The 21,807-nt window shown below is 60.5% G+C and carries 18 protein-coding genes; 7 read left to right on the plus strand and 11 right to left on the minus strand.

What is annotated here, in order from left to right; genetic code table 11:
- Positions 1-212 precede the first annotated feature (212 nt).
- On the plus strand, positions 213-974 hold the full coding sequence (locus ACMRQN_RS07955; protein WP_418734534.1) for an HAD family hydrolase: 762 nt from the start codon (positions 213-215) through the stop codon (positions 972-974).
- Position 975: 1 nt separating this feature from the next.
- Positions 976-2,121 carry a tRNA guanosine(34) transglycosylase Tgt gene (gene tgt / locus ACMRQN_RS07960; protein WP_418734535.1) on the plus strand — a complete coding sequence of 382 codons (1,146 nt, stop codon included), beginning with the start codon at positions 976-978 and terminating at the stop codon, positions 2,119-2,121.
- A gap of 217 nt (positions 2,122-2,338) precedes the next feature.
- On the opposite strand, the gene ACMRQN_RS07965 is transcribed toward tgt, so the two are convergent.
- The gene (locus tag ACMRQN_RS07965; protein WP_418734536.1) at positions 2,339-2,755 is read right to left on the minus strand and encodes a DMT family transporter; all 417 of its coding nucleotides are present in this window, start codon (positions 2,753-2,755) and stop codon (positions 2,339-2,341) included.
- Between ACMRQN_RS07965 and secD the strand changes: the two genes are divergently transcribed.
- On the plus strand, positions 2,754-5,342 hold the full coding sequence (gene secD / locus ACMRQN_RS07970) for a protein translocase subunit SecD (protein ID WP_418734537.1): 2,589 nt from the start codon (positions 2,754-2,756) through the stop codon (positions 5,340-5,342). The two genes, ACMRQN_RS07965 and secD, sit on opposite strands and share 2 nt — an antisense overlap.
- A gap of 149 nt (positions 5,343-5,491) precedes the next feature.
- Positions 5,492-5,812, plus strand: a complete 321-nt coding sequence (locus ACMRQN_RS07975) for a DUF1292 domain-containing protein (RefSeq protein WP_276998580.1) — start codon at positions 5,492-5,494, stop codon at positions 5,810-5,812.
- Positions 5,813-5,924: 112 nt separating this feature from the next.
- On the opposite strand, the gene vsr is transcribed toward ACMRQN_RS07975, so the two are convergent.
- Positions 5,925-7,490 (minus strand): DNA mismatch endonuclease Vsr, encoded by a 1,566-nt coding sequence (vsr, locus tag ACMRQN_RS07980; RefSeq protein ID WP_418734538.1) that lies wholly within the window; start codon positions 7,488-7,490, stop codon positions 5,925-5,927.
- A 415-nt stretch (positions 7,491-7,905) separates the two neighbouring features.
- Here vsr and nrdD point away from each other — a divergent pair, with 415 nt between their 5' ends.
- Positions 7,906-10,128 carry an anaerobic ribonucleoside-triphosphate reductase gene (gene nrdD, locus ACMRQN_RS07985; RefSeq protein WP_418734539.1) on the plus strand — a complete coding sequence of 741 codons (2,223 nt, stop codon included), beginning with the start codon at positions 7,906-7,908 and terminating at the stop codon, positions 10,126-10,128.
- 592 nt (positions 10,129-10,720) lie between these two features.
- On the opposite strand, the gene ACMRQN_RS07990 is transcribed toward nrdD, so the two are convergent.
- Complete coding sequence (locus tag ACMRQN_RS07990) at positions 10,721-11,815, minus strand: hypothetical protein (RefSeq protein WP_418734540.1); 1,095 nt, start codon at positions 11,813-11,815, stop codon at positions 10,721-10,723.
- A gap of 440 nt (positions 11,816-12,255) precedes the next feature.
- On the opposite strand from ACMRQN_RS07990, the gene ACMRQN_RS07995 reads away from it, so the two are divergent.
- On the plus strand, positions 12,256-13,110 hold the full coding sequence (locus ACMRQN_RS07995; RefSeq protein ID WP_418734541.1) for a uracil-DNA glycosylase: 855 nt from the start codon (positions 12,256-12,258) through the stop codon (positions 13,108-13,110).
- On the opposite strand, the gene ACMRQN_RS08000 is transcribed toward ACMRQN_RS07995, so the two are convergent.
- From ACMRQN_RS08000 to ACMRQN_RS08030, 7 genes are all read right to left on the minus strand, one after another.
- Entirely contained in the window at positions 13,085-13,906 is an 822-nt protein-coding gene (locus ACMRQN_RS08000; RefSeq protein WP_418734542.1) for an alpha/beta hydrolase, read from the minus strand. The two genes, ACMRQN_RS07995 and ACMRQN_RS08000, sit on opposite strands and share 26 nt — an antisense overlap.
- 12 nt (positions 13,907-13,918) lie before the next feature.
- A complete protein-coding gene (locus tag ACMRQN_RS08005; RefSeq protein WP_418734543.1) occupies positions 13,919-15,532 on the minus strand; it encodes a peptide chain release factor 3 in 1,614 nt (537 codons plus the stop codon).
- A 302-nt stretch (positions 15,533-15,834) separates the two neighbouring features.
- Positions 15,835-16,368, minus strand: coding sequence for a TIGR00730 family Rossman fold protein (locus ACMRQN_RS08010; RefSeq protein ID WP_418734544.1), 534 nt, complete (start codon positions 16,366-16,368; stop codon positions 15,835-15,837).
- A 93-nt stretch (positions 16,369-16,461) separates the two neighbouring features.
- The gene (locus tag ACMRQN_RS08015; protein WP_418734545.1) at positions 16,462-17,136 is read right to left on the minus strand and encodes an ABC-2 transporter permease; all 675 of its coding nucleotides are present in this window, start codon (positions 17,134-17,136) and stop codon (positions 16,462-16,464) included.
- Positions 17,136-18,014: an ABC transporter ATP-binding protein gene (locus tag ACMRQN_RS08020; RefSeq protein ID WP_418734546.1), complete on the minus strand. Its 879-nt coding sequence runs from the start codon at positions 18,012-18,014 to the stop codon at positions 17,136-17,138. The genes ACMRQN_RS08015 and ACMRQN_RS08020 overlap by 1 nt, the downstream gene beginning before the upstream one ends.
- Positions 18,015-18,073: 59 nt before the next feature.
- On the minus strand, positions 18,074-18,454 hold the full coding sequence (locus tag ACMRQN_RS08025) for a GntR family transcriptional regulator (protein ID WP_418734547.1): 381 nt from the start codon (positions 18,452-18,454) through the stop codon (positions 18,074-18,076).
- 195 nt (positions 18,455-18,649) lie between these two features.
- On the minus strand, positions 18,650-19,804 hold the full coding sequence (locus tag ACMRQN_RS08030; protein WP_418734548.1) for a DNA/RNA non-specific endonuclease: 1,155 nt from the start codon (positions 19,802-19,804) through the stop codon (positions 18,650-18,652).
- Between the two features lie 263 nt (positions 19,805-20,067).
- Between ACMRQN_RS08030 and ACMRQN_RS08035 the strand changes: the two genes are divergently transcribed.
- Positions 20,068-20,694, plus strand: a complete 627-nt coding sequence (locus tag ACMRQN_RS08035) for a hypothetical protein (protein ID WP_418734549.1) — start codon at positions 20,068-20,070, stop codon at positions 20,692-20,694.
- On the opposite strand, the gene ACMRQN_RS08040 is transcribed toward ACMRQN_RS08035, so the two are convergent.
- On the minus strand, positions 20,667-21,650 hold the full coding sequence (locus ACMRQN_RS08040; protein WP_418734550.1) for a helix-turn-helix transcriptional regulator: 984 nt from the start codon (positions 21,648-21,650) through the stop codon (positions 20,667-20,669). The two genes, ACMRQN_RS08035 and ACMRQN_RS08040, sit on opposite strands and share 28 nt — an antisense overlap.
- Positions 21,651-21,807 lie beyond the last annotated feature (157 nt).

A 21,807-nucleotide genomic window follows, 5' to 3' on the forward strand; every position in this document is an offset into this window, starting at 1 on the left:
GGTCGAACTCGGCCTGTGCTGCCGCTGGCGAAACCGCCAAACCTCGATGTTTGCAAAGGCGTGGCGTGCATGCTTTCGCCCCTCGTTTTCCGCACTTTGCATGTTTGGCGTCGCGCTCGGCGGCCGAGGCGTCCCACTCTTTTATACTGTTGTTCGTATCGAATGTGCGGTCCGCCCGTTGGGGGGCGGTCTTTTTCTGGGAAGGGTCTTTCATGGCGAACACGTCATATCGCGCGATATTGTTCGACCTCGACGGCACGTTGTGCCCGATGGAGCTCGATGAATTCTTGGGCGGGTACTTCAAGGACATCGCCCGTTTTGCGGCTGAGCAGGGAATCGACGGCGAGAAGTTCGCGCGTGCGTTCGGTGCAGGCGCTTCCGCCATGGCCAAGCGCGAACCTGGCGGGAAGACGAACTACGATGTGTTCTGGGACGCGTTCTTCGCCGTGTTCGATCGCGACGCTGCCGATTGGGACGCGATGTTCGCGGGCTACTACGAGACGAGGTTCGGCGCTATCGGTGCAGATGTTCAGCCGAACCCGGCAGCGCACCGTGCCCTCGAGCTGCTCGTTGCGAAGGGGTATCCGCTCGTGCTGGCGACCCAGCCGATGTTTCCCCGTCGCGCGGTCGAGTGGCGTCTTGCGTGGGGCGGCGTAGGCGACGCGCCGTTTCGCTACATTTCCACGTACGAGAACTCCTCGACGGTGAAACCGCAGGTGGAATACTATGCGGAGGTTCTCGCGAATTGCGAGCTTTCCGCCGACGAGGTGCTCATGGTGGGCAACAACACGCTCGATGACTTGGCGTCGGCCGATCTTGGCTGCGACGTGTACCTGGTGACCGATCATCTTATGGACCCTCGGGGCCGTGGGCTCGAAGGCGTGAAGCACTCAACGATGGCCGAGTTTGCGGCGTGGGTGGACGACCTTCCGACCTGCGATGACCCTGCGACGATCGAGGGAGGCGCGAACTAGCATGGCGCTTTTCGACTGCACGTGCGACGTTAAAAGCGGCAACGCCCGCGCGCTCACCTTCACGACGGCGCACGGCGATTTCCGCACTCCTATGTTTATGCCCGTCGGCACATCGGCCACGGTGAAGGGCATCACCCCGCCGCAGCTTCGCGAGCTGAAATCCCAGGTGGTGCTTGCAAACACCTACCATCTCTCGCAGCGCCCCGGTGAAGATGTGGTTGCGGAAGCCGGCGGGGTGCACAAGTTCATGAACTACGATGGGCCGATGCTCACCGACTCGGGCGGGTTCCAGATCTTCTCGCTCGCCGATACGCGCAAGCTCGACGACGATGGCGTCACCTTCCGCTCGATTTACGACGGCAGCTATGTGCGTTGGACGCCCGAGGAGAACATGCGCATCCAGGAAGCGCTTGGTGCCGACATCGCCATGCAGCTCGACCAGTGCCCGCCGTACCCTGCGACGCGCGAGTTCGTCGAGCGCGCGGTCGATTTGTCGGCTATGTGGGCGCGCCGTTGCCTGGCGGCGCACAAACGACCCGATCAGACGCTCTTCGGCATCGTGCAGGGCGGCATGAACCTCGATTTACGCCTGGAGAGCATCCGCCGTTTGCGCGAAATCGAGGACGAGAGCCTGGTTGCGGGCGGGCGCCGATTCGGCGGCTTCGGCATCGGCGGTTATTCGGTGGGCGAGGACCACGAGACGATGTTCGAGACGCTGGGCCAGGTGGCGCGCGCATTGCCTGACGATCGTCCGCGCTATCTCATGGGCGTAGGCAATCCCACCACGCTCGTGCGTGCGGTGGGCGAGGGCGTCGACATGTTCGACTGCGTGCTCCCGACGCGCACGGCGCGCATGGGCACGGCGTTTTCGAGCCAGGGCCGTATGAACATGCGCAACGCCAAATATACGCGCGACTTCACGCCGCTTGATCCTGAGTGCACATGCCCGACCTGCCAAAACCACACGCGTGCCTACATTCGCCATCTCGTGAAGCAGGACGAGATGCTCGGGGGCATCTTGCTCTCCATTCACAACCTGCACTATTTGCTCGACCTCATGCGCCGCGCGCGCGAGGCTGTGCTCGCCGATGCCTATGCCGAGTTCGAGGCACAGTGGATGGCAAGCCCCGCGGCGAAGGACTACTAGGGCATATGCCGCCCGACGCCGAGGGCTGGCGGCGTTGGGCGGCTTCTTCCGTCGACAAAACTTGCATTTATTACAAGTTTCGTCGATGTGATAGTCAAAACTTGCAAATCTCGCAAGTTTTGACTATGGGATAGAAATCGTGAACATCATCGACTTCCTTCTGCATCGGTAGGTCGCATACGACCCTCGCAGGCTCTGCAAGTCGGCGGAGGGGCTCTTACAGCAGCTTGATTGCGGCGGCCCCTAGAATCATGATGAGGACGCCGAGTATCTTCTGACTGTTAACTGCTTTTTTCGGAGACTCGAATATCCCGAAATGATCGACCAGAATGCCGCCCGTCGTGGAGCCGACCAAAAGAACGACAACCGTCATTTCGCTAAGGACGGAGAATGCCTTCCACAGCCAGCTATCATCCTGACGACGGGGGTGCTTTCCGATGATGCCCTCCTGCGTTTTGCTAGGCTTCTTTACCGCAATTTTATCTACCTTTAAGAATAATTTTTTGCAACATGCCGCAAGTTGCTTTCTCATGCGGCTTAGTTGTGCAAAAATGTGAGGGTTAGGTTTACTGGCAGATTTCCCGTCGCGCATGGTTTTGCGGTAGGGGGACAGGGCAAGGAAGAAAACGCACATGGCGGAACCTCAGAAAAAGAAGAAGCATCATAATAAGGATAGGCGCAACATTTGGTTGCTCGTGGTCATGGCGCTTTTGGTCATCGGCTCGATCGTGATGTTCACGCCGCCGCAGGAAAAGATCAATCAAGGCCTCGACATTCAAGGCGGCCTTTCGGTCGTGCTCACGGCGCACAACAACGACGGGTCGGATGTTTCCACTGAGGACATGGAATCTTCGCGCGCGATCATCGAGAACCGCGTGAACGCCCTCGGCGCATCCGAGGCAGTCGTGCAAATTCAGGGCAACGACCAGATTCTCGTGCAGATCCCTGGCCTATCCGACACTGAGGAAGCGCTCAACACCATCGGCAAAACGGGCAAGCTCGAGTTCGCGCGACTTGACTCCTTCACCGATTCCGATGTGAAGACGAAGATTCAGAACGGCCAATACGGCACGCAGGGCACGGTGACCGACGCGTTCGGCAATTCCTTCCCGAGCGAAGAGGTGCAGCACCTCAAGGTCGAAGAGGGCACGTACACGCCGATCATCACCGGCTCGAACCTCGAGAAGGTCGACGTGGGCCAGGCTTCCCAGACCTCAACCGACTATGCGGTTAACCTGCGCCTCGACTCCGAGGGCACGAAGGCCTTCGCCGAGGCGACCGAAGACCTCGCCCCCACCAAGGGTCAGATTGTCATCATCCTCGACGGTGAGGTGCAGTCCGCGCCCGCCGTGCAGTCCGTCATCTCCGACGGCAACGTTTCCATCACCGGCGGCTATACGCTTGACGCCGCCAAGCAGATGAAGACCGTGCTCGAGTCCGGCTCGCTGCCTGTGAGCTTCGAGTATGCGCAAAGCCAGGTCGTCGGCCCGACGCTCGGCCAGGACGCGCTGCAGTCCGGCGTGCTCGTGGCGCTCATCGGCCTTGTGGTCGTCATGATCTACCTGCTCGTGTTCTACGAGGGGCTCGGCGTCATCACCGCGGCGGCAATGGCCGTGTTCGCGGCGATTTACCTGGGCATCCTCGCGCTGCTTTCCGCGTTCGGCCTGTTCAGCCTTTCTATGGCGGGCATCGCCGGTGTCGTCTTGACCATCGGCATGGCGGCCGACTCCTCCATTCTTACGCTCGAGCGCTTCCGCGAGGAAATTCGCATGGGCAGAAGTGTGCGCGCCGCGTCCATCACGGGCGTCCGCCACGGCATCTTGACCTCGATCGATGCCGACCTCGTGACGCTCGTCTCTGCGCTCACGCTGTTCTTCCTGGCGAGCGCCTCGGTCAAGGGCTTCGGCATGACGCTTGCTTTGGGCATTGTGTGCGACATCATCATGATGGTGCTGTTCAAGGCGCCGCTTATCCGCCTTCTCGCTCCGAAGCTCATCGCGAAGCATCCTAAGTTCTGGGGTGTGGAGGACTGCATCGAGGCTGTGCCTTACTTCCAGGGCGTGAAGCAGGCGGCTTCCCGCAAGGACGTGCGCGGCCGCTTCATCAAGCTCGACATCAACCTTTTGGGGCTTAAGAAGATCTTCCTTACTGCGGCCTGCTGCGCGATGGTGCTTGTCGCCATCATCGTCGGCGTGCGCGGCATGAACTTCGGCATCGAGTTCGTCGGCGGCACGTCGGTGACCTTCCACGGCACGGGCGACGTGACGACCGAGCAGGTCCGCGACGCGTTCAGCGATGCGGGCGAGCCCGACGCGGTCATCCAGACCACGACGGCCGACGGCGAGCCTGGCTTTCTCGTCCGCACCACCACGACTTCCGCCGAAGATGCGACGGTGACGGCGAACGAGGTGGCGGACGCCTTCGGCTGGACCACCGACAGCTTCGAGGTCACCACGATTGGCCCTGACTGGGGCGCAAGCGTCATCCAGTCGTCGGCAATCGCCTTCTTCATCTCGCTGCTTCTGATCATCGCCTACATCTCGATCCGCTTCCGCGATCCGAAGATGGGCGTGACGGCGGTCGTCGCGCTTCTGCATGACCTTATCATCGTTGTGGGCGTCTACGTGCTCGTCGGTCGCGAGATCACCCCGAACACCATCGCCGCCTTGCTCACCATCTTGGGCTACTCACTCTACGATACGGTTGTCGTGTTCCACCGCATCAACGAGAACATGAAGGACGATTCGGTGAAGTGCACTTTCGCCACCATGGCGAATCACTCGGTGAACGAGGTTCTCGTGCGTTCGCTCAACACCTCGATCACCTCGCTCATCCCGGTTGTTGCAATGCTGCTGTTCGGCGGCGAGACGCTGAAGGACTTCGCGCTTGCCATGACGATCGGCCTCGTGTGCGGCTGCTACTCGTCCTACGCCATCGCGACGCCGCTCTACGTCATCTGGAAGACGCACGAGCCGCGCTTCAAGAAGCTGCAGAAGAAGTACGGCAACGACATCCAGCGCTGGTTCTTGAACCGCCTTCCGGGTGCGGCTGTTCCCGCTGTGGCTGCGGCGGCTGCTGGCGATGCAGCTTCTTCGGTGGACGCTGGCGCTTCCGAAGGTTCGGCGGCTGTGACTTCGGCGGTGTCGCCCCATGATGCGGCGGTTTCGCCCGACTTCGGCAAGAAGAAGCCTTCGCGCGCCGAGCGCAAGGGAAAGAAGTAAGGCGGAGCGGCTTTTGCCGGTTTGCGCGAATGCGATTGATTTGCGAGCCCTCGCACGATAAGGCGGGGGCTCGCTCTATACTTACGGGTAGGACTTACAGCTACGAGAATGCGGCACCCAATCGGTGCGCGAAAAGAGAGGAGCGCCCCGTGCGCGAAGGTTCGAACCCTAATTTTTGCCCGCCCGTCGAGGAGGGCCTGACCATCAACTTCGAGGACTCCAAAGGCGACGCGACCGTTCTGGAATTCCTCGGCCTGCTTCTGCATGGCGGCCACCGCTATGGCGTGTTCTTCCCGGTGAGTGAGGAGGAGCCGGCGCTCTCTTCGGGCGAGGTGATCATCCTTGAGGCGGTGGAGTTCGACGAAGACGACCAACCGTCCGCTTTCGAGCTTGTGGAGGACGAAGGCGTGGCGATGGAGGTGTACGCCGCGTTCCAAGAAGCGACGAAGGGCCTCTACGAGTTCGAGTAGGAGCCGCCCCCGTTGCGACAATCAAGGGAATGGATGAAGCGCTGCGCCGGTGATGGTGCAGCGCTTCGTTGTTGATTGGCCTTTTTCGCCGTGGGCGGCTTTGCGAGGCGCCCTATTTCGCGAACGCTTCCTCCAGTATGCGCTCGAAGGGCTCTTTCGATGCGGCGGCCTTCGCGAGCAGGGCATCTTTCTTGTCGCGCGTGAGGCGCTTGAAGCGATATTCCGCGCTCATCGCGTCGTGCTTGGTGGGGAATTCCGCGCTTGCGAGCAGGGTGAGCGGCCCGCGCCCGCGCGTGTACTTCGCGCCCGTGCCTGCGCGATGCTGGGCGAGGCGCGCCTCGATGTCGGGCGTGTAGCCGGTGTAGAGCGTGCCATCGCCACATTCGAGGACGTAGAGGTAGTAGCGCTTGGGCTCGCTTGTCGGTGTGCTTGCGGTGGGCGAGGGCGGAGTGGCGTCGGCGGGGGCGACGTTTGCGCTCGTGCCGACGGACTCGGGCTTGGGCTTGGGGCTGGCGCTCGTGCCGTCGGGTTCGACCGCGCTACCTCTGGGTAGCAGAATCTCTTTTCCCAGCTCATTCGCGAGTTCGGGGAGAAGCTTCGCCAGCGTGGCATCGATCGTCTTCTTCTTCAGCTCGCATTCCCATACCACGTGAACGTGCCAGCCGTCAGCTTCGAGCGCAGCGACGTTCTTGCGGTCGCGCTCGACGTTTCGCTCGAACTTCGCGGTCCAGTATTCCACGTTCTTCTTCGGGGCCGAAAGTTTGCAGTGCGGGCATCGGTGCCAGAAGCATCCGTTCACGAACACGCAGACTTTCTTGCCTGGCCAGGCGATATCGGGGTGCCCCGCGACCTTCCACTGCAGACGGTATCCGCCAAGCCCCGCCGCGCGCAGCCGTTCGCGCATCAAAAGCTCGGGCTTGGTGTTGGCGCGCTTGTTGCCCTGCATCGACTTGTGCACCGCAAAGTTCGAGGCGGCAGGGGCGTCGATTCGTATGGTGCCATAGGAGATGGATCCGCCTTTGCGGGCGCGGGTGGTCGCGCTTCCCTTTGCGCGGCCGCGGCGCGGCTCCTCAGGAGTGCCTTCGCCTGCCGTCGTTTCCCGCTGCTGGTCTTCTTTCGCCAGCTCGTCGGCAATCGCGTGGAGCTCGTCGCCCCAACGCTCGATGAGTCGCTCGGTTTTCCAGGCGGCGTTCGCGGGGCTTGTCGAGGGGAGCACGTGCGCGGCAAGCCCGACCTTCCACTGCAGGTAGCGCTTGTAAAGGCGGCCCGCCGTGGCGCCGTTGCAGATGACGGCCTCGATGCGTGCGGTTTCGGTGATGCGCTCGATGTGCGCGGGCACGACGTTTTTGATGCTCGCGTCCGAGGATCCCTTGATGTCGCATTCCTCGATGGCATCCCACAGCGCGATGCCGCCCTCGAAGAGAAGCGCCTTCTTCGCGGCGATCGACTCCTCAAGCGATGCTGTGCTGCCGTTCGGGGGCAGGGGCTCGCCTTCGTTGGGCGGCACCGGCTTGCCGAGGGAGTGCGCGATGACGCGCCAGAAGCGGTTTTGCGGGTTGCCGTAGTAGAAGGCGTTTGCGCGCGAGAGCACCGAGGGAAACGACCCTAGCACGAGGACGCGGGAGTGCTCGTCGAATACCGGGTCGAACCCGTGCGAGATATGCTGATAGCTTGCCATGCGTGAAAGTATAGCGCAGCCGCAGCGTTGCGCTTGTCAAGCCCCTTGCGCCAGCTTTCAGCGCACAAAAAATTTTCTCCTGGGGTTTTGCGGTGGTGGAAAACTGCGTTTTCGAGGCGCTCAAACAATGCGCGCCTTTCGTGACGAGGTGGGGTTACGCCGTTTTTGGGGCAAGTGGAAAACTATCGGGAAAACACCATCTATGGATTTTTCCAAACAAGAAAACACAATATATAGTGTTTGAATGTCGTATCATAAGCACATAAGGTAGGCGGATGCGCAGGCGTCCGCACGCAGTAAACCCCTTAAAGATTGTGAGCAGCGTCTCTGACGTCGGGAAGTACTTTCCCGCACGATCGTGTCCCCATTACGGGCGACCAAGACGGTTTCAGATAAGCAACGAAGAGGAAGTGCCATGAAGATCATCAAGCGCAGCGGCTCGGAAGTGCCCTTCGACATTGACAAGATTGTGAACGCCATCAAGGCGGCCAACAACGAGGTTCCGCAAAATGAGCGATTGACCGACGAGCAGGTTGCGCTCGCCGCCCATAGCGTCGAGTGGCTGTGCGGTCGCTCGGGCCACACGGTGTCGGTCGAGGAAATCCAGGACATGGTGGAAGACCAGATCATGGCGCAGGGCCGCTACACCGTGGCGCGCAAGTACATCATCTACCGCTACGTGCAATCCTTGAAGCGCCATTCCAACACGACCGACGACAAGATCCTCTCGCTCATCGAGTGCAACAACGAGGAGGCGAAGCAGGAGAACTCCAACAAGAACCCCACGGTGAACTCCGTGCAGCGCGACTATATGGCGGGCGAGGTGTCCAAGGACATCACGATGCGCTTGCTGCTTCCGCCCGAGGTGGTGCGCGCGCACAACGAAGGCATCATCCACTTCCACGATTCTGACTACTTCGCGCAGCATATGCACAACTGCGATCTGGTGAATCTGGAAGATATGCTGCAGAACGGCACTGTCATCTCGGGTACCATGATCGAGCGCCCGCACAGCTTCTCCACCGCCTGCAACATTGCGACGCAGATCATCGCGCAGGTGGCCAGCTGCCAGTACGGCGGGCAGTCCATCTCGCTCACGCATCTAGCGCCCTTCGTTGACGTCTCCCGCCAGAAGATTCGCCGCCAGGTGCTCCAGGAGATCAACCAGCTCGGGCTCGAGGCCAACGCTGACCGCGTCGCCGAAGTGGTGGAAGGCCGCCTGCGCGACGAGATCCGCCGCGGCGTGCAGACCATCCAGTACCAGGTCGTAACGCTGATGACCACCAACGGTCAGGCCCCGTTCGTCACCGTGTTCATGTACCTGAACGAGGCTCGCTCCGAGGCCGAGAAGCACGACCTCGCCATGATCGTCGAGGAAACGTTGCGCCAGCGCTACGAGGGCGTGAAAAACGAGGCTGGAGTGTGGATCACGCCGGCGTTTCCCAAGCTCATCTACGTGCTCGAGGAAGACAACGTGCATGAGGACTCGCCGTATTTCTATCTCACGCAGATGGCGGCGAAGTGCACGGCGAAGCGCATGGTGCCCGACTATATCTCCGAGAAGAAGATGCGCGAGATGAAGCTGTCCAAGGGCGAGACCGAAGGCAACGGTGATTGCTACACGTGCATGGGGTGCCGCAGTTTCCTCACGCCCGACCGCTCCGGCAACGGCTACGACAACGTGGCGAACGCGGGCAACTACGAACCGGGCAAGCCGAAATACTATGGGCGCTTCAACCAGGGCGTTGTCACCATCAGCTTGCCTGATGTGGCGCTTTCTTCCCATGGTGACAATGCGAAGTTCTGGGAGATTTTCGACGAGCGTCTCGAGCTGTGCCGTAAGGCTCTCATGTGCCGCCATAATCGCCTGAAGGGCACGCTTTCCGATGCCGCGCCGATTCTGTGGCAGTACGGTGCGCTTGCGCGCCTTGAGAAGGGCGAGCCGATCGACAAACTGCTCTACGGTGGATATTCCACCATTTCGCTCGGCTATGCGGGGCTCTACGAGTGCGTGAAGTACATGACCGGCCACAGCCACACCGAGGCGGAGGGCACGCCGTTCGCCATGGAGGTCATGCAGCATATGAACGACAAGTGCGCCGAGTGGAAGGCTGAGACCAATATCGACTTCTCGCTTTACGGCACGCCGCTCGAGTCGACCACGTACAAGTTCGCGAAGGCGCTGCAGCGTCGCTTCGGCGTGATTCCCGGCATCACCGACAAGGGCTACATCACGAACAGCTACCATGTGCATGTGACCGAGCAGATCGACGCCTTCGACAAGCTGAAGTTCGAAAGCGCGTTCCAGCGTCTGTCTCCGGGCGGGGCTATCAGCTACGTGGAAGTCCCCAATATGCAGGACAACCTGAAGGCCGTCATCCGCGTCATGCAGTACATCTACGACAACATCATGTACGCGGAGCTCAACACGAAGAGCGATTATTGCCAGGTGTGCGGCTTCGACGGTGAGATTCAGATTGTGGAAGACGACGGCAAGCTGGTGTGGGAGTGCCCTCACTGCGGCAATCGCGATCAGGAAAAGCTCAACGTTGCACGCCGTACCTGCGGATACATCGGCACGCAGTTCTGGAACCAGGGCCGCACTCAGGAAATCAAGGATCGCGTGCTGCACCTGTAGCGAGCGCAAGTCCCTCAGCGTATGGAAGGCCGCCCAAGGGCGGCCTTCTTTCGTTTGGGGGCAAGGCAGGCTTGGATGGCTCAAGGCGTCCAAGCGCGTTTTGGAGTTCAGCTGAACATGCACCCCGTTCGCTTGCGCTGCGCCGGTTGCGTTGGGTGGCGGTTCCTCTTGCCGAGATGTGCTATTGCTGCGTCGGGGGCGTGGCGCCTGCTGCCTTTCCGAGCGCTCGCCCCCCTGTTCGCCAAAACTCGCACCGTCACTTGCGCTCATCCCGAGCGATTGCGATACCTTGCGGACGAAACATGGGGGTCCTGCCAGAAATCAGGTGGTTTTCATCAAATGAGTGCGCTCTGGGTTGCACTCTGGGAGGCAGTGCGGGAGTGGGAAATGGAAAACCGCAGGTGAACGTCTTGTGCCTGCTGCCTTGAAACTGCTCCATGTCTTCTGCGGAATGCCATGTTGATGAAAACCACGCGATTTCTGGCATGTTGGGGGGTTCAGATTGCATTGCCGCAGGGGGCGAAGGCTATTCTGCTGCAGCAAAGGGGGGCGTGAGTTCCACCGCTGCAATAGGTGCTTAGCAGGTACGACCTTATTCAATTCTCCGGAAGTCGCTTTGGCAAATGAGCTTTCTCCAGAGGTCGAGTTGCTTTCGCTCGATGGCGTTGCGTTTTTCGAGATCTGCAACGGTAGGGTTGTTTCGTGGGCATCGGTCGAGCGACCTGATGCCGAGGGCTCGTCTTGTTTGATCAGCGAATCTGCAGAATGCGATGAAGTCGGTGGCTTCCTGGGCGTTGATGCTGAGGTGGGTAAATCCTCGAATCGGGGCAATCTCGTTTCTTCGGCGAGCATCTCGAGCAAGGGCGGCGGCGGTTGAATGGAACGCGTGCCCATCATAATCGATGCCGACGGTGGTTTTTCGGCCCGACGAATCACCATGCTCGATGCTTATGTCCGGATATCGGGTTACGTAGCGCCTTTCGCCCGCCCAATCAGCGCCATTGAAGATACGAACTGCATGATTCATCTGCCCGATGCCAAGACCGAAACCTCCGCGATTACGGGGAAGTCCCAGGGAAATTGCGAGCGCAGATTCCATAGGCGATCGCGAGCCATCGCGGACGAACCTCAGTGTCGAGCGAGCCTTCTCGCAACCGAGGTTTCCCTTGGTGGTGTCAAGGAAGTGCTCGATGCGTTTAACGGTTGTGAGGGGCTTATCTGCGATAACGCACTCCGAGCTAGATAGCGGGCGCTCGTCTCGTTGTCGCAATCCCCCTGGTGCCGTTGGGTCGATGCGGTATAGCGAGCAAAGGGCGAAGCCGAAATAGACCGCTTCTTCAAGTGGGCGGCGTTGAGCGAGCTGCATGAAAACGAGTTCTGGTGAGGCAATGTAGATCGCAGTCTTGTCGATAGTCCCGATCCTAATGAAGGACTTTGGTGGAAGCGATTCGGTTTGGACGTGAACTGCGAAGTGCTTGCCGTTGTTTCTTCCGCGGCGGCTGCTCGAAAGGAAGTCGAGAAACTCGCGTTCTGGATCAAGCTCAAGCGCAAGCTCTCGGCAACGAGTTGGCGAGGGAATGCCGTCGGGCGCATCGGCGCGATAACGTGTCCTTTTTTGGGCCGCGAGGGGGTTCGGGTTGCGCATGAGCCATCGAAGGGCGGAGATATGTGAGAGGCAGATGTCCATGCGGGTATGATACGAGCATCACTTATCATTTCAAGAGTCTGTCCACGTTGTCGATCGGAGTATTTGCTCGAGAAACGAGGCGCTTGGGACATTTTTGGTTTAGGCGCGCGCGTGTTCTCGCTTGTGCAATTTGGCAGGGGGGGTCCTGCCAGAAATCGGGTGGTTTCCATCAAACCAGAGAAAAGGTAATGAGCTTGAATTTGGGTTAGCTCAGCTTGCGTTGTTCTGACCTGGTCATTTGCTTGGACGGAATTGAAACTAGCTTGGCAATGCGGTTGTATAGCTTTTGGATTCGGCGACAAGGCTTCTCGATTTGATGAAGAGTGCCGTTTTTCTGGCAGTTACCCCCTTCTCCAAGTGCACTGTAATCACGCGCTTTTCGAAACAGGGAGAAATCGGTCTTTCTTGTTCGCTAAAATGGACGAGCGCAAAGCTGTGAATTGGCTCTGCGGGAAGGCGACCGGTTGGAGGCGACGGTGGAAAAACAGGAATCGATCGATGCGTGGTTCGCGCTCGTTCCCGAGCAGGCGAAGGCGACTGCGCAGCGATTGCTCTTAGAGGTCGATGACCTGCGAAGGGAAGAGACCATCTATCCGCCGCAAAGTGACATCTTGAATGCGCTTGCCTATGTGGCGCCCGAAGATGTCCGCGTCGTCATTCTAGGGCAGGACCCCTACCATGGCCCGGGTCAGGCGATGGGCCTGTCGTTCTCGGTGCCCAACGGGGAGAAACTTCCGCCGAGCTTGCGCAATATCTACAAGGAAATGGCATCTGATCTGGGATGCAATATGCCCGTGAGCGGTGATTTGTCCGCATGGGCCCACAAGGGCGTGCTGCTTTTGAACACGACGCTCACGGTGCGGGAACACGAGGCGAACTCACACAGCAAGTTGGGTTGGCAGGTGGTTACGACGGCGATCGTCGAGGCGTGCATGCGTTTGCCTCAGCCGGTGGTCTTTTTGGCGTGGGGACGTCCGGCTATCAAGCTGATCGAGAGCGCGAAGGCGCGCGTGTCGAAGGATGAGCTTGAGGGTGGCGCTGGCGTTGCGGGCTCTGGCTCCGATGACCCCGCATCGAGCGGTACCGCCCTCGCTGTCGCCGACGAAAGCGGCTCCTCTGCAGGTGACGCTCTTTCCCGTAAGTTCATCCTCAAAAGCACGCACCCCTCACCGCTTTCGGCATCGCGTGCGGCTGGCGATCTTCCCGCTTTCTTGGGCTCGCGTCCGTTCTCCCGCGCAAACGACCTGCTGAGGGAATGCGGAGTCGAGCCTATCGATTGGGTGCTTGCTGGCTGATCGCCCAGGCGATTCCGCGCGCCATGCGAAGCGCGGGCTCTTTGAAGTGGTTGCCGGGGTTCGACTCGAATTGCGTGGGTACCCCCTTGCTGCGAAATGCGGCTACGACCTCGTCCGTTCCCGTTGCAACGTTGCGCAGAAGCCGGCTTGGGGTCTTCGCCTCCTTGCTGCCAAGCGAGAAATAGGCGCAATCGATTGGGCGAGCGAGCGGCGTCTCAGTGACGAAGCGCGCGAAATCGGGATACCAAAGCGAGCCCGAAGCGCTTGCAATGCGGGAGAAGATAGACGAGTTGAATGCCGTCCAAGTGGCGAAGAGTCCTGCAAGCGAGTAACCCGCGACGGTGCGGCAGATGCGGGGACTGTTGGGTTTGCCGCATTCCCGCTCGACCTGGGGGATGATTTCTTCCTCTAACAAGTGAAGCTGATCTTGGGCGTGTCCCGCAAAGGGGGCGTCGTCGGCAAACAGGCCGGGGCATTCCCAAGGCGTAAGGTCGTCGTTCCAGCAGGCGGGCTTGATGGCGACAAGTGTGAACGGTGGGCAGCTGATACGCTGGCATTTGCTGAGGACGTCGAGGCCGTCTCCGTCGTAAACATGCAGATAGACGATGTGGTTGAGCTTGTCATTGGCATCGTGATTGCCGCTGCCGCCCAGGCAATTAGTGCGCCAAACGGTCACGTGGGCGCCTTCGGTGTCGAACATGTAGAGGGGTATCGCGACCTGTGCGGAGCGAGCAAAATCTGCGCCCGCAGGATCATCTACGGGCGCGCCAAGGGTGTCGTGTCTGCCTCGTCCCATCGCTACACCCCCCTAGATGGAGAAGTTGCCAACCTCCGAAAGCTCCAGGTCAGCGTTGCGCTCGCTCGCCCAATTCACGTTCCACGCGCTCGTGAACAAAAGCAGCTTGCGGCCGCGCATGTCCTCGACGCGCAGCGTGTCGCTTGTCAGGTTAAGCTTCGCGATGTCGTAGGTGGAAGGGTCGTTCATGATCCAGCGAATCTCGGAATAGGGGAGCGCCTGCCTGCGCACCTCGACGCCGTATTCGCTTTTCAGGCGCTGTTCGAGCACGTCGAGCTGCAGCACGCCGACGACGCCAACGATGACGCTTTCCATACCGAAGCCTGGCTCGCGGAAAATCTGGATGGCGCCTTCTTGCGCGAGCTCTTCCATGCCTTTTACGAACTGCTTGCGCTTGAGCGTGTTCACCTGCGTGACGCGCGCGAAGATCTCGGGCGCGAACGTGGGGATTTCGGGGTACTGTACGCGGCATTTACCTGCGCAAACGGTATCGCCAATCGAGAAGATGCCCGGATCGAACAGCCCGACGATGTCGCCCGCGTATGCCTCGTCGACCGTCGCGCGGTCGTCTGCCATAAGCGAGGTTCCCGTGGCGAGCTTCAGCTTCTTGCCGCCCTGCATGTGCACTGCGTCCATGCCACGCTCGAACTTTCCCGAGCAGATGCGCACGAAGGCAATGCGGTCGCGGTGATTTTTGTCCATGTTTGCCTGGATTTTGAAGACGAATCCCGAAAACTCGTCGCGCATCGGGTCGACCGGCTCGCCCGTGAGGCAGTCGGTGTAGGGAAGCGGCGTGGGGGTGAGGCGCAGAAACTCTTTCAGGAACGGTTCGACGCCGAAGTTGGTGAGCGCGCTGCCGAAGAACACGGGGGAGAGCTTGCCGGTGCGCACCGCGTTAAGGTCGAGCTCGTCACCTGCGCCGTCGAGCAGCTCGATGTCGTCGATGAGGTTCGCGTGGTTCGCTTCCCCGATGAGGTCGGCAAGCGCGGTGTCGCCGAGCTCGGCCTCGATTTCCGCAACTTTCTTGGTGGCGTTGGCGTGCCCATCGCCCTCGAAGGCGATGACGCGGCGGGTTTGGCGGTCGAACACGCCGCGGAAGTTCTGTCCGCAGCCGATCGGCCAGTTCATCGGGTAGGTGCCGATGCCGAGCACTGTCTCGATCTCCTCCATGAGGTCGAACGGGTCTCGCGTCTCGCGGTCGAGCTTGTTCACGAACGTGAAGATGGGGATATGGCGCAGCGTGCACACCTTGAAGAGCTTCTTCGTCTGCGCCTCGACGCCCTTTGCGCCGTCGATGACCATGACCGCGGCGTCCGCAGCCATGAGCGTGCGGTAGGTGTCTTCCGAAAAGTCCTGGTGGCCGGGGGTATCGAGGATATTCACGCAATAGCCGTCATAGGAGAACTGCAGCACCGAGGAGGTCACGGAGATACCGCGCTGCTTCTCGATGTCCATCCAATCGGACACGGCGTGCTTCGAGCTGGATTTGCCTTTGACCGAGCCTGCGGTCTGGATGCTGCCGGTGTAGAGCAGGAGCTTCTCGGTGAGGGTCGTCTTGCCCGCGTCGGGGTGCGAGATGATGGCGAAGGTGCGCCGTGAGGAAATCTGATCCGTTAGGGTCGACATGCTGGTTCTTTCTCGTGCTCGGAAATGAAATGCCCTGCTCGCGCGGATTGCGAGCGCGGTGCTCGGCGGGCGCACAGGGCGACAAATTCATATTGTACTATTCCCGTGCGCAAGGTGGCGCGCTTTCACGCGGATGACAAAGGGGCCGCAGGTGGAGCGTATTACGAGGCGGGAAGGCCGGCGATACGCGCGAGGTGATGAGGGCGCGAGCCCGAGTGGCGCGCGGGGGTGCGGACGCGAAGGCGGCCGATGCGCGAGGCGCAATGAGGTGCGGGCCCCCGCGTCGTCGGGCGGCTTATGTGCTAGCGACCCAAAATACCCTTCACATCGTTAAGGTTGCTTGCAAAGTGGACGCGCTTCAGGCGCTCGGGGGTGGAATAACCCTTGTCTATCATGAGGTTGAGCTGGGCTTTCAGATGGTCGTAATAGCCATCCAAGTTGTAGATGATACAGGGCGCGTCCAGGTGCGAAAGCGAGAGCATCGATATGACCTCCGACACTTCCTCAAGCGTGCCCGACCCTCCGGGGAAGGCGATGAACGCGTCGCCGAGCTCGATCATCTTCGCCTTTCGCTCGGCCATGGTGTCGGTCACGATGAGGCGCGTGATGGTGTCGAGCTGCACGGCTTGGTCGATGAAGAACTGAGGCTCAACGCCTGTGACCTGGGCACCTGCGTTGAGCGCGCTCTCGGCGAGAATTCCCATGAGCCCGACCTTCGATCCGCCGTAGACGAGGTCGTTGCCACTTTCCCCGATCCATGAGCCCAGCTCACGCGCCGCTTCGGCGATAGATGGGTCGTTGCCTTCGTTTGCCCCCAGGTAGACGGTGATGTTCATAGGTTCCTCTCCGCGTGCTCGTTCGTGACGACATTGATTATAGCGAAGGCGAGGGCGAGCGATGAAGGGCACGCGGCGCGACCCCGCGATTCCCTAAAGGTCTTTCGCCTGGAAGATTCGGATGCTGATAAAGCAGCTTGCGGCGTAGATGGCGAGCGCGGCGACCGTGAGCGCTACGAACAGTGCAAGGCTGTGGGCGTCGACCCAAGAGAGAGCCGACTGCATGACGTCGGGGGCGAGGAAGTTCGTCAGGATGACGACGTCGATACATCCCGCCAGGATGAACACGCACATGAGATAGCGTATCCCCTTCGTGTTGCCGAATTTGACCAGGAAGGGCTCGGCGATAGCGGCGATGATGAGAACGACCATCGTGGCGGCGACGCTCGACGAGATAATCTCGATCGCCCCGGCTGCCTCGAAGCCTTCAAGAAAGCGGGGAAGCGCCCCGTTGAGCACGATGCCGAGCACCGAAGCGCAAACGATGGCAGCGGCAGCGCATGCCAAGATGGTCGCATAGCGGCTCGCGATGATGTCGCGGCGTGCAAAGGGGAGTGCGGCACGGTAGCGCAGCCAGCCGTTTTGGTCGTCGTACCCCATGAGCGAGAACATGATGAGCATCGGCGTCATGGCGCACACGACTGCGGCGGCGCCTGCTGCGCTTTCCATCGGCCAGCATATGAAGACGAACACGAATGCGAGGATGCCGATGAAGCTGAGGGCAAAGGTGCGCACAATGGCGAGCTCGGAGAGGAAGGCGGCTTTCATCAGTTGTTTCCTTTCAGGATAAAATGCAGGTAGTCGTCGATGGAGGCGCGGTCGCAGGGCACTTCGGGGAATGCTTCGGCGAATTCGAAACGGTTGGGAACGAGGACGTCGCAGCTGAACTCACGCTTTGCAGCTCGGGCGCCATCTACACATGCGAGAATTCGCTGCGCCTGGTCAGTCGTGCAATGCGCGATACCGGCAACATCGGTGATTTGCTCGCGCGGCATGTCGAAGATGATGCTGCCGGCGTCGATTCCCACCACGCGGTCGGCGATGCGTTCCAAATCGCTCGTGATATGGCTCGAAAGCAGCACGCCGCGATTGTCGGTCGACGCGTAATCGCGCAGCTCATCGAGCAGCTCGTCTCGAGCGAGCGGGTCAAGCCCTGCGGTCGCCTCGTCGAGGATGAGCAGGTCGGCGTTGTGCGAGAGCGCGCAGGCGAGCTGCAGCTTCATGCCCATGCCGCGCGAGAGCGACTTCACCTTCTTCTTCGGCTCGAGCCCGAATCGGGCGATAAGCGATTTGAAGCATGCGTCGTTCCAGGTGGGGAAGGCGGGCGCGATGCATGTCCCCACTTGAGACACCGTAATCTCGGAGGGGTAGGGGCACGTGTCGAACACGACGCCGATGCGGGAGCGAAGCCGCCGCACGTCGGCGTCGGGGGTATCGGTGGCAAGGGACTCGCCGAAAAGCGCTGCGTACCCGGAATCGAGCCTCAAAAGGCCGAGCGCGGCTCGGATCAACGTGGTCTTTCCCGCGCCGTTCGCGCCGACGAGGCCGACGATTTCCCCTGATCCAATGGAGAGACTGGCATTTCGAAGCGAGAAGGAGTCGCTTACCTGGCGGCTTGCGTCGCGTATCTCGAGAAGGTTTGACATGGGCGTTCCGTATCCTTTCATCTGGTGTGTCGCTTTCGCTTGCGCGTTGGTCGGCGGCTTCATTCGAGATCCTCGGGAGCAATGAGGTCGAGCATGTCGTGCAGCTCGGCCCGCGTGACCCCCAGCTCAGCCGCCTGTTCGCCCGCTTGCGCGAGCAGTTCCTCAACTTGACGCAGGCGCCTTTCGCGTAGAAGCTCGTGGTTCCCCGCGGCTACGAAGCTGCCTTTCCCCTGCACGGTTGCGATAAAGCCCTCGGCCTCCAAGTCGGAGTACGCGCGTTTGGTGGTTATCACGCTGACGCCGAGGCCGTTCGCGAGCACGCGGATGGAGGGGAGCTTCTCCCCGCTTGGAAGCGCGCCCGACAGAATCTGGGCTTTCATCTGCGAGGTTATCTGCTCGTAGATGGGCTTGTCGCTCGAGTTGGATAGGATGATGTCCACGGTGAGTCCTTACGTGTGTATATCTGTTAAGCACAGTATATATACACTATGCACAGTAACGCAAGCACTTTTTTGGACGTTGTTGTAATTTGATGAAAGGACCGAACTGGCTTCTTGGGCGCAAGTCCCACGCTAGTCGATGCGCTCTCGGTCGCAAGTTGAGATCGCTCGCGCATGAACTGGGGAAACGTTACGTTACGGATTGCAGCTTCTGCAGGGCGAGTATCCCTCGTCGATCAGCGTCTGGCGCAACCCCGTGAATTCCTCTTTGTTGGAGGGGGACATGGACTGCACGCCGTCGCACTCGGGACGATGGAATTTGTGGCTCCTCTTGTTCAGGACGTACGTTTGCTGTTCGGCGGTGTTCGCGGAAGAAGACGAGTCGCCGCTCGTTTTCGCGTCCGAGGAACCGGATGGCGCTGCCTCCGCTTCATTCCCCCCTGCTGCGTTGCTGGAAGTCGATGAGCCGCTCGTGCCCGAAGCGCCCGCCTCGCGTTTGCTCGACGCGCTTTGGGGTAGCGCCGCATCGCCACCCGTGCCGCGGGTTGTGGTTGCCTCGCCCTTGGTCTTCACGGCGGGAATCTCGCTCGACTCCCAGTTGTCGCCCGTCACGTAATTGATCTTCACGCCGGGCTCCACGTTGTAGACGAAGACGTTGAAGCGTATGGCCCGCCCGCCGTCTTCCACAGATTCCGCTTCCATCTGAACCCCGCGCGCCACCAGGTCGTTCGCTGCAAAGAGCGGGGTCACGCGATAGAGGACATGGTTGTTCGTGCGGCGGACGTAGTTGCCCACCAACTCCTCGTAATAGGTCATCCCCACGGCGTTCATCGTGCGCGTGCCGGTGATGAGGTTACGCTCGTTGGCGTTCTCGCCGCACAGCTGGTGCGCAATGAGGTGGCTGCGGTTGTAGAGCATCTCGCGGTCGACGAAGCTGTAGCGATGTTGGACCCAGCCCGAAGGGTGAACCTGCGAGATGTCGCCGCGCTCGGCATTGGAGACAGTCTCGGGTCCAATAAGGCCGAACGCCGTGCCGCAGCGCCCCTCGAAGTCGAGCTCGCTGAATTCCATGAACGACCCGTGCGCCGCGTCATCGGCGGAGAATCCAGGTTGCCCCTCGTTGATATCGATGCAGAGCGCACCTGAGTACTCGGGGATATCGGATAGCTTCGCGGCGGCACTGCCTGCGGAAACTTGCTGCGATCTTGTCGCATTGTCCCCGTTCGCGACGCTTTCGCCGCCTGCGCACCCGCTAAGCGAGGGAAGGCACAGGCTCACTGCCAGAAACAGGGCGGCAAGCGTGCGGACAAGGCGCTCGCGTGCGGGGGAGGTGGTTTGCTGCGTTTGCAAGGGGAGTCCTTCCGATAGTGGGGCATGCCGCGAATGGCGCGCCGCATCCCCCATGATACCCGATGCAGGCTGCCCGAGCGCGAGGGCTGTTCGCGGTTTCCGTCCTCGCTTCCCGTTCGCGTTGCGAGCGGCAGCAGGCAGCGCGAGGGGCGCTTCAGGAAAACTCTTCCAGTTGGGCTGCGACTGTCCAAAAGCAGGGACAGACTGGTTCGTACGCACGTTCTACAATGGCGCCAATCGAGAAAACGACGGGAGGCACACGCATGGCACTGCAAGGCGCGCATCAGCTCTTTGGCGACACGGACGAATCGTCGTGCGTGCCCGATGCGGCATGCGCGCCCGGAAGGCCAGGTGCGCATGGAAAGTTGGATGCGTCTGACGAGCCCGATGCGGCGCGCGCGATAGGGGTGCCAGGCGAGACGTGGGAACCCAAAGCGTCGTGGATGCTGGGTGCGCCGTCTTCTCCCGAGGCTTTCCCCTTGGGCGATGATTTGGCCGACGCGTTTATAGCCTGGGATTTCTACGCTGACGCGCCGATTTCCGATGCGCCTTTCGTCCTGCGTTTCTCCGAAGGGGATCTCGTGGCGTATCGGGCGCTGGACGGCAAGCTTGCCGTCTGCGCGGGAGCGGTGGACACCTCGCTTCCGCCTGCCAGTTTGCGGCGCGACGCCGAAGACTGCTGTCCCGCGTGGGTCGTTGCGGGGCCCCTCTCTTGCGCGTTCGGCCAGCGAGCTTGTCGGACTTTCCGCACAGCAAAAGATGAATACGTCATCGAGTTGGAAGGGTGCAGTATCCGTTTATCGCTTGAGGGCGGCACGGTTCAAGCCGCTGTTCGCGAGCTCGACATGTTGGCGGCAGGCGCTTATTCTTCGAGGAGAAAGTGCAGGTAATCGCGGTATTCCTCAACGAGGCTCTGCGGGGCCGCGATGCTCACGGCGCGGCCCATGCCCGCTACCCAGCCGAAGAATTGCTGGCTCTTGCACACCTTCACCCGCGCCCGTACCTGCTGCCCGTCGAAGGGGAGGAAGGTCGCGCCCTTGCCGAAGCGGTCAGTGATGATCTCGACCTTGTCGGGGTCGACGGTCAGCTCGCAGACGACCTCCTCGCCGTTAAACCGCCCGAACATGATGGCTTTCCCCTGGTCGAAGGCGTAATTGGCAATCTCTTTGTTGCGGGTGGCGGGTATATCGCGTTCGACGCTCACCTTCGCCATGCGGTCGAGCCGGTACTCGGTGAGATTGGCGTGGTGGTCGTTCCATGCGGTCAGGTAGTAGAACCCGTCGTCGTATGAGATGGCCACGGGGGTTACCTCGTGGCGCTTGCCCTCGCGCGTTTCGTGGGGCTTGCCGTCTGCGCCGATCTTGCGGTAGGCGAACGCCACTTTGCAGCGCAGGCGAAGAGCCTCGTGGATGGCGTCGACGGTCGAGAGCACGCTTTCGCTTTTCGACTTGATGCGTCCTTCGACGTGGATGCGGCGGTCGAGAAGCGCCTGCTCGCGGTTGGTGGCGAGTTGTTTGATGTTGGTGATGAGCATGCGCGCCTGCCTCTCGGTGATGGCACGGCACGATTGAACGGCATCGACCATGAGCATGAGCTCTTCGAGGGTGAAATCGCGTCGCTCGATGGCATATTCCACGGGGTTGCGCTGATAGGTTTTGATGTCGATGTCGAAATCGCGCAGCGTCTTGATGTCGTCGTAGATGCTTTTGCGCTCGGCGGATATCCCGTATGAATCGAGCCGCTCGAGAATCTGCGTCATGGAAAGGCCGTGTTCGGCGTCGGTTTCCTCCTGAAGGATCTTCCAGAGATAGAGAACTTTGAGCTTCGCCTTGCTGTTGTACGCCATGGCAGTCGCTTTCTCGAGGGGCGCAATAACGATATGCTTCTTCATTGTAGCAGATGGGAAGAAGAGTGTCCCATAGTTTCCGTGTCCGATAGCAAGGACAGGCATATTTTGTCGGCCCGATAGAATGGCAACTACATTGAAAAGGGCAGAAAAGGAG

The organism is Ellagibacter sp., assembly GCF_048412355.1.
Lineage (GTDB): Bacteria > Actinomycetota > Coriobacteriia > Coriobacteriales > Eggerthellaceae > Ellagibacter.

Coding starts and splice junctions, on each gene's coding strand:
- ACMRQN_RS07955 (WP_418734534.1), top strand. CDS start 213: ATGGCGAACACGTCATATCGCGCGATATTGTTCGACCTCGACGGCACG.
- tgt (WP_418734535.1), top strand. CDS start 976: ATGGCGCTTTTCGACTGCACGTGCGACGTTAAAAGCGGCAACGCCCGC.
- secD (WP_418734537.1), top strand. CDS start 2,754: ATGGCGGAACCTCAGAAAAAGAAGAAGCATCATAATAAGGATAGGCGC.
- ACMRQN_RS07965 (WP_418734536.1), bottom strand. CDS start 2,755: ATGTGCGTTTTCTTCCTTGCCCTGTCCCCCTACCGCAAAACCATGCGC.
- vsr (WP_418734538.1), bottom strand. CDS start 7,490: ATGGCAAGCTATCAGCATATCTCGCACGGGTTCGACCCGGTATTCGAC.
- nrdD (WP_418734539.1), top strand. CDS start 7,906: ATGAAGATCATCAAGCGCAGCGGCTCGGAAGTGCCCTTCGACATTGAC.
- ACMRQN_RS07990 (WP_418734540.1), bottom strand. CDS start 11,815: ATGGACATCTGCCTCTCACATATCTCCGCCCTTCGATGGCTCATGCGC.
- ACMRQN_RS08000 (WP_418734542.1), bottom strand. CDS start 13,906: ATGGGACGAGGCAGACACGACACCCTTGGCGCGCCCGTAGATGATCCT.
- ACMRQN_RS08005 (WP_418734543.1), bottom strand. CDS start 15,532: ATGTCGACCCTAACGGATCAGATTTCCTCACGGCGCACCTTCGCCATC.
- ACMRQN_RS08010 (WP_418734544.1), bottom strand. CDS start 16,368: ATGAACATCACCGTCTACCTGGGGGCAAACGAAGGCAACGACCCATCT.
- ACMRQN_RS08015 (WP_418734545.1), bottom strand. CDS start 17,136: ATGAAAGCCGCCTTCCTCTCCGAGCTCGCCATTGTGCGCACCTTTGCC.
- ACMRQN_RS08020 (WP_418734546.1), bottom strand. CDS start 18,014: ATGTCAAACCTTCTCGAGATACGCGACGCAAGCCGCCAGGTAAGCGAC.
- ACMRQN_RS08035 (WP_418734549.1), top strand. CDS start 20,068: ATGGCACTGCAAGGCGCGCATCAGCTCTTTGGCGACACGGACGAATCG.
- ACMRQN_RS08040 (WP_418734550.1), bottom strand. CDS start 21,650: ATGGCGTACAACAGCAAGGCGAAGCTCAAAGTTCTCTATCTCTGGAAG.